The following is an 11,514-nucleotide window of genomic DNA, read 5'->3' as shown; positions in this document are numbered from 1 at the left end:
TTGTTATACATTCATGTCCTTTATATCCACCTTTTCATGTGGATTCATAGTTTCATTTTTATTTAGGAGGTACATGACATGCAAACAGGTAAAGTTAAATGGTTTAACGGCGAAAAAGGTTTTGGCTTCATCGAAGTTGAAGGCGGAGAAGACGTATTCGTACATTTCTCAGCAATCCAAGGCGAAGGCTTCAAAACTTTAGAAGAAGGTCAAGAAGTTTCTTTCGAAATCGTTGAAGGCAACCGCGGACCACAAGCAGCTAACGTTACAAAAAACTAATTAGCTAGCGAAAAGAAAGCATTCCGAACTTCGGAATGCTTTTTTTATGCTTTAGAACCAGACTCATCTGAAGATAAGTCACCTTTAAAGGTGCGTTCTTCAAAGTCATCAAGCATTTGTTCATATTCTTCATGTTCCTCTGTTGCGAAAACTTGCGGGTTTTTTCCATACATATCTGTTCCGATAAAGTTTTCGAAATCCTCTACATAGCCAACATTCTCTTCACTATTTACGTACATTCCATTAAAGTTTTTTGAATCCTGTCTTTCTAAATCAGACGGTGTTTCTGACGTCCCGTAGTTTGCAACATCTTGCCATGCATCTTCAGCATCGTATTCAACAGAGCGATCTTCGTCGTGTTTGTGAAACGAAGGAGCCAACACTTCTTCTTCAACTGGGCGCGCCCTCATATCTAATTTATTTGTAGTGTGCTGAATACACGTTGTAGCAGTCGGCATTGCTTCTAATCTTTCGAACGGAATTTCTTCACCAGATACTTCACAAATTCCGTACGTACCAGCTTCAATTTTTTGCAGGGCATGTTTCGTATCTTCTAACTGTTTATGCCAAAATTCGATGAGACCGAAATCTTTCTCACGTTCGTACAATTCTGTAGCCATATCACCAGGATGGTTGTCATAAGCAGATAATTCTCCCACTGAATCACGTTCAGAAGCGCGGTCTGTATTCTCATGGGTTTGTATTGTTTGTTCAACTTCTTGCTGTTGTTTTTCTAAAATGGATTTAAATTGATTTATTTGTTGTGGAGTTAACATAGTCGTCCACCCTCCTACAATTCAGTTTCTTTATGTAGTATGAGCGTTGGCGAGAGGAATTATGAGATGAATTTCAGTGCCGTGATTTGGCGAGAGGTCGATATAACTGAAAAATCGCCGATATATTTGGAGTTGCGGTCGATATATTAGAAAAATCGCTGATATATGAAAAAGGAGCCGCCTAAGCAGCTCCTTCTTATAGGAAATATCCAAGTAATAATCCGATTCCCATTAGGAGACCGAAGATAGTGTTTGTTTTTGCTGTTGCAATCATAGCAGGTACCATTTCCATTGGAATGCTTTTGCCGATAAAGCCCTTTGTCGCTTTAAATGCTTTTGGTGCACTTAAGAATACGATAAGCATCCATGGTGATACGATGTTAACGATAATTAAAGCAATTGTCCAAATGTAGGAAACGATAAACATAGAAGCAAGAACACCAACTGCTCTTTCGCGTCCAACGAGAATCGCCAATGTTTTACGACCATTTTCTTTATCACCATCTAAATCACGGATGTTGTTAGATAGTAAAATTGCACCGATTAAAATGGAGCTTGGAATAGATAGTAAAACTACTTCTGATGTTACTGCTCCTGTTTGGATAAAGAATGAAATACCGATAATAATGACACCCATAAATAATCCTGCTGTTAGCTCTCCAAATGGTGTATATGCAATTGGAATTGGGCCGCCTGTGTAAAGGTAAGCAACGGCCATACAAACAAGACCAATCACGGCAAGCCACCAGCTAGAGTTCATACAAATATAAACACCTAATAGTATTGCGATACCAAAAAATCCGAATGCTAAGTTAAGCACGGTTTTTGGTTTAATGCCATCGCGGACGATAGCGCCGCCAATTCCAACTGAACCTTCATGATCTAATCCTCTTTTATAATCAAAGTATTCATTAAACATGTTCGTTGCTGCTTGAATGAGAAGGCAAGCAAGAAGCATCATAAAGAATAGAGGAAGATGTATTTGATTTATACCTCCGACCTGCATTGCATAAGCTGTTCCGATGAAAACAGGAACGAAAGCTGCTGTTAATGTATGGGGACGTAATAAACTCCACCAAATGCGCCAGCCTGTTTGTTTACTTGGCTTTGGCGCCGTAGGAGAGGAATTCGTTTCGACGTTCATTTCCATGTTGAATCCTCCTTGGTCACATATTGTACACAATTAAGTGTAGAAAAAGCATCATTTAGTGTCAACGTTTATTTTCTAGGAAGAGAAGGTGAATTTCTCAGAAATGCTAAACGTTGACAGGCCTTTCCTTTGAGGTGTATCTTAAAATCAAGCGTAATTATGACTATTTTTCGCCCATAGGGGGGAGACAATTGTGATTCAAACGAAACAAAAAGGCTTACAAGAAGTTCTTGTTACAGCTATTAAGCGTGCGACTGATGAAAAAACATTGGTTAGTTTTGTAAAACAAATAGATTGGGTGGATCCACTTCTGTTTTATGCAGCAGGAAAAAGGATTGCATTCGAAAATAGATGTTATTTTGCAGACCCAGCTCAGCATGTAATATTGGCTGGAATTGGCTCTGTTTTCACTATAGCAAATTCTTCTCACGAACGCTTTCAAAGTGCTCGTGATGAGTGGCATCAATTGCAGGAAAAAGCGATTGTTCAAAGAGAAGAATACGAATTTGGAACAGGACCTCTTTTATTTGGCGGATTTTCATTTGACCAAGAAAAAGAGAAAACGGACCTTTGGAAGGAATTTAAAGATACAACATTTTTACTACCAGCATTTTTATTAACTGTAAAAAATGAAAAAGCGTGGTTAACGATTAATAAGTTTGTTTCAGCTGAAGATTGTGCAGAAACTCTTTATAACGAAATTATTTCTTTAGAAGAGAGAATTTTACAAGAGAGTAAATGTGCACTAGAAGGAGAACAACTAACAGTTACTTCTAAAGTAGAAGTTGATCCGAAGGGCTGGATGAATGCGATTGGAAAAGTGCAAGATGAGATGAAGCAAGGGAACGTGCAGAAGGTTGTATTAGCAAGGGAGCTAAAATTAACGATGGATCAGCATATTGATTCCTCTCTTGTTTTAGAAGCGCTTCGCATTGGGCAACCGGATTGTTACGTATTTTCTTTTGATTATAAAGGAGCATGCTTCTTAGGGGCCACACCTGAGCGATTGATTCGAAAAGAAGGCGAGAAGTTTACATCAATGTGCCTTGCTGGTTCAATTGGTCATGGTAGTTCTATAGAAGAAAGTAAACAAAATGGTGAGACGCTTCTTCATGATGAAAAGAATTTGGCAGAACACGGCTATGTAGTTAACATGATTCGGGGTGTACTAAGCGAGCATTGCGAATCTGTTAATATTCCGGAGAGCCCAGGCTTATTAACGACGAAAAACTTAATCCATTTATATACACCTGTGGAAGCAAAAGGTGACTCAAGTCTTTTAACGATGGTAGAAGAATTGCACCCAACGCCAGCTCTTGGTGGTACACCTCGTCATGAGGCGTTGAAGTTAATCCGTGATATAGAGGTTTTAGATAGAGGATTGTATGGTGCACCAATTGGCTGGATAGATGATGAAGGAAATGGTGAATTTGCGGTTGCGTTGCGTTGCGGATTATTAAATGGCGAGAAAGCATCCTTATTTGCCGGCTGTGGTATTGTAATTGATTCAGTAGCACAGCTTGAATATGAAGAAACAAGTTTGAAGTTTAGACCGATGCTTGGTGCTTTGGAGGAATTAATGAAATGAACAATCATATAGAAGCATTATCATATTATTTAGGCGCGTTCGTGGATGAACTGACGCGTCTAAATGTATGTGATGTTGTCATTAGTCCAGGCTCACGGTCAACGCCGATTGCCTTACTAATGGAACAACATGAAGGAATGAAAACATATTTACATGTAGACGAAAGATCAGCGGGATTTTTTGCGCTCGGTATTGCGAAAGCAAAAAAACGTCCCGTTGCGCTATTATGTACGTCAGGAACGGCAGCAGCGAACTATTATCCAGCTGTATGTGAAGCTTTTCATTCACGAGTGCCGCTTATTGTATTAACAGCGGATAGACCACATGAATTAAGAGATGTGGGTGCACCACAGGCGATGAATCAATTTAATTTATACGGTACTTTTGTGAAGCAATTTATGGAGATGGCACTTCCGGAGGCGAGCGAAACGATGTATCATTACGCTCGTATGACGACCCAGCGTGCTATAGCAAGCGCACTCCTAGCACCGCAGGGGCCTGTTCATCTTAATTTTCCGCTTCGCGAGCCGCTAATCCCAGATTTCTCATTAGAAAACTTATGGGATAAAGGTCGTGGTGAATATACAGGAGTAGTTCAGCAAGGGAATGTGACGATGCCGAGTGAATATGTGAATTCTCTTGTAGGGCGCCTTTCAAATATGGAAAAGGGGCTTATTATTTGTGGAGATGATAGTCATCCGGAAATTACAGCGGTTGTTACGAAACTTGCTGAGAAAACAGGGTATCCAATTTTAGCAGATCCACTTTCTAATATTCGTAGCGGGCATCATGATAAAACGATGGTTATTGATTGTTACGATACATTTTTACGAAATGAATTGTTAAAAGAATCATGGAAGCCAGATGTGATTATTCGCTTCGGCGGTATGCCTGTTTCTAAAGCGTTAACGCAGTTCATAAAGAAACAAACGACAGCGGTTCATATCGTTGTAGATGAATCAGGGCAATGGAGAGATCCAGCTCTTGTTGCGACTGAAGTAGTATGTGCAAGCGATAACGATTTTTGTAAAGCATTAATAGAGAAAATGCCAGTTATGAAAAAGAATGATTGGTTCGGAATGTGGAAACATATAAACGAGAAAACGAAGGAAACGCTTCGTGAGATGGAAACATATGAAACTGCATTTGAAGGGAAAGTAATTACGGATATTGTACGCGTATTACCAGAAGGGGCAACGTTATTTGCAAGTAATAGTATGCCAATTCGCGATACGGATTCATTTTTCTTCACATCGGATAAAAACATTCAAGTAATGGCGAACCGTGGTGTAAATGGTATTGATGGAATCATTTCGACAGCATTAGGAGCGAGCATTATTTGTGATCCGCTCGTATTAGTAATCGGCGATTTATCATTTTATCACGATTTAAACGGACTATTAGCCGCAAAATTACATGAGTTAAATATAACGATTGTTGTTGTAAATAATGATGGTGGAGGTATTTTCTCATTCTTACCACAATACGAGAAAAAGGAACATTTCGAATCATTATTTGGAACACCAATTGGGCTTAATTATGAACATGTTGTCAAAATGTATGATGGTTCATTTAGTCGTGTAAACGGGTGGGAAAACTTCCGAGAAGAAGTACAAAAGGGAACGACAACAAAAGGATTACACGTTGTAGAAATTTGTACGAATCGCGAAGAAAACTTGAAATTACATCGTGAATTATGGGCAAAAACAATGGACGTTATTACTACATCTCTGCAAGGTGAATCAAAATGAAAGTAACGTTGCAAGGTGTGACGTATGAATATGGGGTAGTAGGAAGCGGGGAACCACTTCTACTTCTTCATGGTTTTACGGGAAGCATGGAAACGTGGCGTTCCTTTATTCCTTCTTGGAGCGAGCAGTTTCAAGTCATTCTAGTAGATCTTGTTGGACACGGAAAAACGGAAAGTCCTGAAGATGTGACGCAGTATGACATTCAAAATGTGGCACTGCAAATGAAAGAACTACTGGATCATCTTCATATTGAAAAAGCACATATACTTGGCTATTCAATGGGCGGTAGACTTGCGATTACGATGGCGTGCTTATATCCAGAATATGTGCGTTCTCTTCTTTTAGAAAACTGTACAGCTGGGCTCAAAAGTGCAGAGGAGCGAAAAGAACGCCGGGAAAAAGATGAACGACTTGCCGATAAAATTGAACAAGAAGGCATCGAAAGTTTTGTATCGATGTGGGAAAATATTCCGCTGTTTGAAACGCAAAAACGTTTATCCCAAAACGTAAAAGAAGATGTGCGGAAAGAACGACTTGCTAACAATCCGAAAGGGCTTGCAAATAGTCTTCGCGGCATGGGAACAGGAGCTCAGCCTTCATGGTGGAACGAGCTACAAAACCTAAAAATGCCTGTCCTTTTACTGAATGGAGAAAGCGATGAAAAGTTCTTTCGCCTATTAAAAAACATCGAAAAATGCATCCCACACGCGAAATTTGTCAAAATTGATGGTGCTGGCCATGCAATTCATGTGGAACAACCGGAAAAGTTTGATACAATAGTAAAGGGATTTCTTAAAACTATGCAGTGATACTTTTTCATCGAGAAGGAAGTTGAACTTATAGAGGAGATCAGAAATATAAAAGGAGGTAATAGTAATGGCTATTGAATGGGTAAAAGAAGGCAATTACGAAGATATTATTTATTCAACATACAATGGTATCGCAAAGATTTCGATTAACCGCCCTGAAGTACATAACGCATTCCGTCCTAAAACGGTAATGGAGTTAATCAATGCATTTGCACACGCTCGTGATGATGCAAATGTTGGCGTTATCATTTTAACAGGTGAAGGTGGACGTGCATTCTGTTCTGGCGGCGACCAAAAAGTTCGCGGTCATGGTGGATATGTAGGTGACGACCAAATCCCACGTTTAAACGTATTAGACTTACAACGTCTAATTCGCGCAATCCCTAAACCAGTTATCGCAATGGTAGCAGGTTATGCAATCGGTGGTGGACACGTACTTCATATCGTATGTGACTTAACAATCGCTGCAGACAACGCTGTATTCGGACAAACAGGTCCTAAAGTAGGTAGCTTTGATGGTGGATACGGAGCTGGTTATTTAGCTCGTATGGTAGGCCATAAGAAAGCACGTGAAATTTGGTACCTATGCCGTCAATACAACGCACAAGAAGCGCTTGATATGGGCTTAGTAAACACAGTTGTACCATTAGAAGAACTTGAAGCAGAAACAGTACAATGGGCACAAGAAATTTTAGCAAATAGCCCAATGGCACTTCGTTTCTTAAAAGCTGCATTCAACGCAGACACAGACGGTTTAGCTGGTATTCAACAACTAGCTGGAGACGCAACGTTATTGTACTACACAACTGACGAAGCAAAAGAAGGCCGCGACGCGTTCAAAGAAAAACGCAGTCCGGACTTCGGTCAATTCCCTCGTTTCCCTTGATCAAAAGCGGAAGCGGCTCGTTTAGAACAAGAGGCGCAGCCGAAATAGATCGAACCCGGAAACAAAACAACTAAGAGACTTGATTTCATATCAAGTCTCTTTCTTTCATGAAAGGAGAATGAATAATGGAGACGATGCCGAATTGGTTAATGCAACGTGCATTTTTAACACCTGATCGCACTGCAATTGAAATTGAAGAGGAGAAGGTTACCTTCGTGCAGTTACATGAAAAAGTAGTATCTGTTTGTGAACACCTTTCGCATGTAGGAGTGAAGCGGGCGCAAAAGGTGGCTGTTCTGATGAAAAATGGTATGGAGATGATTACAGTTATTCACGCCTTATCTTATGTAGGTGCAGTAGCTGTGCTTTTAAATACGCGTCTTTCAAGAGAAGAGCTACTTTGGCAAATGGATGATGCTGAAGTTGTTTGTTTAGTGACGGATCAAGAGTTTGAGACGGAAAATGTTCCGGTATATTCATTTGCTGAAGTGATGAATGGAGCGAAGGCGGAAGCATCTATAGAAGAAGAATTCTCTTTAGAAGAAGCGATGACAATTATTTATACGTCAGGGACGACAGGAAAACCGAAAGGCGTTATTTTAACGTACGGTAATCATTGGGCAAGTGCAGTTGGTTCTTCACTTAATTTAGGACTTCGTGAAGATGATTGTTGGTTAGCTTGTATGCCAATGTTCCATGTTGGTGGGTTATCTCTTTTAATGAAAAATATTATGTACGGTATGCGTATTTTACTCGTTCCGAAATATGATGCTAACTTCATTCATGAAGCACTTCAAACGAGAGGCGTTACGATTATTTCTGTCGTTTCTAAAATGCTAACAGATTTATTAGATAGACTTGGAGATGAAACATATCCATCTTCTTTACGATGTATGTTATTAGGCGGGGGACCTGCGCCGAAACCGTTATTAGAAACGTGTGTGGAAAAGGGAATTCCAGTTTATCAAACGTACGGTATGACAGAAACGTCTTCGCAAATTTGTACGTTATCAGCAGATTATATGTTAACGAAAGTAGGATCAGCTGGAAAACCTCTATTCCAGTGTCAGCTTCGTATTGAGAAAGACGGAGTAGTAGTACCACCTCACACTGAGGGCGAAATTGTGGTAAAAGGGCCGAACGTAACAGGTGGCTACTTTAACCGTGAAGATGCGACGCGCGAGACAATTCAAAATGGCTGGCTTCATACTGGTGACCTCGGTTATTTAGATGAAGAAGGATTTTTATATGTATTAGATCGCCGCAGTGATTTAATTATTTCTGGTGGGGAAAATATTTATCCAGCTCAAATTGAAGAAGTACTTCTTTCCCATCCGGTGGTAGCGGAGGCAGGCGTCGTTGGTATGGAAGATGAAAAGTGGGGGCAAGTGCCAGCTGCTTTTATCGTGAAAACTGGTGAGGTAACAGAAGAGGCGATTATCCATTTTTGTGAGGGGAAATTAGCGAAATATAAAGTGCCAAAGAAAGTGTGCTTCCTAGAGGAATTACCACGAAATGCTTCGAAGAAATTGTTAAGAAGAGAGTTAAGACAATTAGTGGAGGAGATGTAAGTGGAGATCAAAAAAGCGACACTTTATATAACGGAAATGCCACTCGTAATCCCATTTTCCGCAAGTTACGGAACTTACGAAAAGCGTGAGAGTATTGTCATTGAATTAGAAGACACGGATGGATACATTGGTTTTGGTGAAGTCGTCGCATTTTCTGAACCGTGGTATACGGAAGAAACGGTGAAGACAGCGCTGCATGTACTTCAAGACTTTCTATTACCAGATTTATTGAAAGCTGAAATCTCTCATCCGAATGAAGTGCCAGGTCTGTTCCAATATATAAAGAGAAACCGAATGGCAAAGGCGGGAATTGAAGGAGCCATTTGGGACTTATATGCGAAACGTCAAAAGAGTTCTTTAGCGACATTACTTGGTGGAACTAGGCCTGAAATTGAAGTTGGCGTTGTTATTGGGATAAGTACAATTCCGATTATGTTAAAACAAATTGAGAAGTACGCGGAAGACGGATACAAGCGTTTTAAAGTGAAAATAAAGCCGGAACATGATTACGAATTGTTTAAAGAAATTCGTAAAGAGTTTCCGAGCATCCCATTAATGGCTGATGCAAACTCAGCGTACACATTAGCGGATATTGACAAGCTCAAAAGATTAGATGAATTCCAACTTATGATGATTGAACAACCACTAGCAGATTATGATTTTCTTGATCATGCAGAATTACAAAAGAAAATCGAAACACCGATTTGTTTAGATGAAAGCATCCATAGTTTAGAGGATGCTCGCGTTGCCATTACACTTGGCAGTTGTCGTATCGTCAATATTAAGCCGGGACGAGTGGGCGGATTAACAGAATCAGTTCAAATCCATAATTATTGTATGGAACATAATATACCAGTTTGGTGCGGCGGTATGGTAGAGATGGGGATTTCGCGAGCGCAAAACGTTGCCCTAGCTTCGTTACCAAACTTTACGATTCCAGGAGATATATCTGCTTCTAGTAGACATTGGGAGAAGGATATTATTTCACCGGAAGTGATGCTAGAGGGCGGGAAAGTAATTGTACCGCAAAGTATTGAACGTGAGTATGAAGTAGACCGCGAGAGGTTAGAAAAAATCACGAAGCAACGGATTGTGTTTGAGAGATGAATTGAAACTTTAATCAGTGGGGGCCATCCACCACTGATTATTAGCCCACACCAATCGGGCTTTTACAGGATAATTTTTCCGTTAATTGTCGAAACGTCGATATAATCCAAGTTATGTTCGATATAATTTCATGTACTATTATCTTTGCACAATAACAAAGGTTACTCTCATGAGTCATGCCCATCGACTTAAGAAAAGAAAACACCCCTAAAACGAAAAAATGTGCTGACTTCTCAAAGTAACTACCTGTAGAGAAAGTGAATTTTCGTTTAGGGGGTACTTCAAAACGAGGATTTTATACGCTAAGGATATGTAGGATTGTATACAGACTATGGGAACAGTTGAGGCAGCTAAATCCTGCTGTGGTGTGAATGTATAAAATATACAGTACCTTTGACTCAATAAAAAAGGCATAATGATAAAAAAGAAGCAACCTTAGGTTGCTTCTCTCTTACATTTAAACTGTTACTTCTCCAGTTGCTGTAATGATTTTTTTCTTGATGGCTTTTTTCTTTGTGATGTAACGTTGTGCAAAATAAGAACCTAATACATACACAACAGCTAGCCCTTGTAAAGCTAAAGATTCTACGTTTGGGAATACACAAAACCAAACTTGCATCCATTGAGGAATTACAAGATTATGAATCGGTGTTGTGCTTATCCATCCAGCTAACTGCATTTCTTGTACTGTTTCACCGACCATTACCGCGAGAACCATTACTAATAATGCCCCTGTAAATACCAACATTTTTTTATGTGGTAGTCGTTTTTGAGCTAAGAAGGTGAGAACTCCTACAATTATTGTTAAACCGAAGCCAATTAATACACCTTGATAAACGATAGCGGAGCCTACTTCTAGTCGCAGAGATTGAAGGAATAGAACAACTTCAAATCCTTCTCGATAAATGCATGTTAAACCGATAACAAATAGAGACCAAAACGTGGTTTTTTGTACAATTTCCCCGCTGTTAGAAGTAACTTCTTTTTTTCTTTGATTATGGAGTTTAATCCAACCAGTCCAATAAATTTGATGAAAGAACCAGTTCATAATGATAAGTAAAACAATGACTGCTAAACAGCCTGTAAATGCCTGAATATTCAATTCAGATGCATTTACCGAAGAAATAATAGCTATAACAATAAACCAAGTTGCCACTGTTGCTAATAACGAAACACCAGCTCCTAAAGTAATAGGTTTCCAAAGAGCATCTTGCTTCTTGCGAACCAATCCAGAAATGATAGCGGATAAAACTAGTATCGCTTCTAACCCTTCCCTGAAAACGAGAATAGCGGTATTGATAATGGCTGATCCAGTACCTATATTTTTGGCAGTTGGGTCAGGATTCCCTTGAAAGTATATACCTTGCCATACAATTACGCCTACAACCATAAGAAGCGAAATTGTGATCAGTATGGTTTTAAGATTGAAAATTTTTTTAATCATATATGTCTCTCCCAGTCATATAATTGATATTGATAATCTATCTCAAATGAATATATACTAATTGCAACTTTCAGTCAACATGTTTATAAGTGATTCTGCTGATATAATGCGGGCATCACACACTAATAGGGGTCACGTCACCCTTTCTCATTA

General features: G+C 39.5%; 10 protein-coding genes. 7 read left to right on the top strand and 3 right to left on the bottom strand.

All coding sequences use genetic code 11. From position 1 onward, the window contains the following. Positions 1-78 precede the first annotated feature (78 nt). Entirely contained in the window at positions 79-279 is a 201-nt protein-coding gene (cspD, locus tag ACTFQM_RS19135) for a cold-shock protein CspD (RefSeq protein ID WP_001193053.1), read from the top strand. A gap of 44 nt (positions 280-323) precedes the next feature. Here cspD and ACTFQM_RS19130 read toward each other — a convergent pair whose 3' ends face one another. Together ACTFQM_RS19130 and ACTFQM_RS19125 are read right to left on the bottom strand one after the other, a co-directional pair. Beyond that, complete coding sequence (locus ACTFQM_RS19130; RefSeq protein ID WP_440035738.1) at positions 324-1,055, bottom strand: yteA family sporulation protein; 732 nt, start codon at positions 1,053-1,055, stop codon at positions 324-326. A gap of 196 nt (positions 1,056-1,251) precedes the next feature. Then, positions 1,252-2,205, bottom strand: coding sequence for a 1,4-dihydroxy-2-naphthoate polyprenyltransferase (locus ACTFQM_RS19125; RefSeq protein WP_440035736.1), 954 nt, complete (start codon positions 2,203-2,205; stop codon positions 1,252-1,254). Between the two features lie 193 nt (positions 2,206-2,398). On the opposite strand from ACTFQM_RS19125, the gene ACTFQM_RS19120 reads away from it, so the two are divergent. The 6 genes from ACTFQM_RS19120 to menC all read left to right on the top strand — a co-directional run bounded on the left by ACTFQM_RS19120 (position 2,399) and on the right by menC (position 9,917). Next, on the top strand, positions 2,399-3,793 hold the full coding sequence (locus ACTFQM_RS19120) for an isochorismate synthase (RefSeq protein ID WP_440035734.1): 1,395 nt from the start codon (positions 2,399-2,401) through the stop codon (positions 3,791-3,793). Then, complete coding sequence (gene menD, locus ACTFQM_RS19115) at positions 3,790-5,544, top strand: 2-succinyl-5-enolpyruvyl-6-hydroxy-3-cyclohexene-1-carboxylic-acid synthase (RefSeq protein WP_098474942.1); 1,755 nt, start codon at positions 3,790-3,792, stop codon at positions 5,542-5,544. The genes ACTFQM_RS19120 and menD overlap by 4 nt, the downstream gene beginning before the upstream one ends. Beyond that, entirely contained in the window at positions 5,541-6,353 is an 813-nt protein-coding gene (gene menH / locus ACTFQM_RS19110) for a 2-succinyl-6-hydroxy-2,4-cyclohexadiene-1-carboxylate synthase (protein ID WP_440035732.1), read from the top strand. Before menD ends, menH begins: the two co-directional genes overlap by 4 nt. Positions 6,354-6,420: 67 nt before the next feature. Beyond that, positions 6,421-7,239 carry a 1,4-dihydroxy-2-naphthoyl-CoA synthase gene (menB, locus tag ACTFQM_RS19105; protein ID WP_016079909.1) on the top strand — a complete coding sequence of 273 codons (819 nt, stop codon included), beginning with the start codon at positions 6,421-6,423 and terminating at the stop codon, positions 7,237-7,239. Positions 7,240-7,364: 125 nt separating this feature from the next. Then, positions 7,365-8,810 carry an o-succinylbenzoate--CoA ligase gene (locus tag ACTFQM_RS19100; RefSeq protein WP_440035728.1) on the top strand — a complete coding sequence of 482 codons (1,446 nt, stop codon included), beginning with the start codon at positions 7,365-7,367 and terminating at the stop codon, positions 8,808-8,810. Next, complete coding sequence (gene menC / locus ACTFQM_RS19095) at positions 8,811-9,917, top strand: o-succinylbenzoate synthase (RefSeq protein WP_440035727.1); 1,107 nt, start codon at positions 8,811-8,813, stop codon at positions 9,915-9,917. It abuts the gene before it with no gap. 457 nt (positions 9,918-10,374) lie between these two features. Here menC and ACTFQM_RS19090 read toward each other — a convergent pair whose 3' ends face one another. Beyond that, positions 10,375-11,361 carry an FTR1 family iron permease gene (locus tag ACTFQM_RS19090; RefSeq protein WP_440035725.1) on the bottom strand — a complete coding sequence of 329 codons (987 nt, stop codon included), beginning with the start codon at positions 11,359-11,361 and terminating at the stop codon, positions 10,375-10,377. Between the last annotated feature and the right edge of the window lie 153 nt (positions 11,362-11,514).

It is taken from the genome of Bacillus cereus group sp. MYBK30-2, assembly GCF_051915945.1.
In the GTDB taxonomy this organism is placed as follows: Bacteria; Bacillota; Bacilli; order Bacillales; family Bacillaceae_G; genus Bacillus_A; species Bacillus_A paramycoides.
This window is presented reverse-complemented; position numbering and strand designations above follow the sequence as displayed.

Coding starts and splice junctions, on each gene's coding strand:
- cspD (WP_001193053.1), top strand. CDS start 79: ATGCAAACAGGTAAAGTTAAATGGTTTAACGGCGAAAAAGGTTTTGGC.
- ACTFQM_RS19130 (WP_440035738.1), bottom strand. CDS start 1,055: ATGTTAACTCCACAACAAATAAATCAATTTAAATCCATTTTAGAAAAA.
- ACTFQM_RS19125 (WP_440035736.1), bottom strand. CDS start 2,205: ATGGAAATGAACGTCGAAACGAATTCCTCTCCTACGGCGCCAAAGCCA.
- menD (WP_098474942.1), top strand. CDS start 3,790: ATGAACAATCATATAGAAGCATTATCATATTATTTAGGCGCGTTCGTG.
- menH (WP_440035732.1), top strand. CDS start 5,541: ATGAAAGTAACGTTGCAAGGTGTGACGTATGAATATGGGGTAGTAGGA.
- menB (WP_016079909.1), top strand. CDS start 6,421: ATGGCTATTGAATGGGTAAAAGAAGGCAATTACGAAGATATTATTTAT.
- ACTFQM_RS19100 (WP_440035728.1), top strand. CDS start 7,365: ATGGAGACGATGCCGAATTGGTTAATGCAACGTGCATTTTTAACACCT.
- ACTFQM_RS19090 (WP_440035725.1), bottom strand. CDS start 11,361: ATGATTAAAAAAATTTTCAATCTTAAAACCATACTGATCACAATTTCG.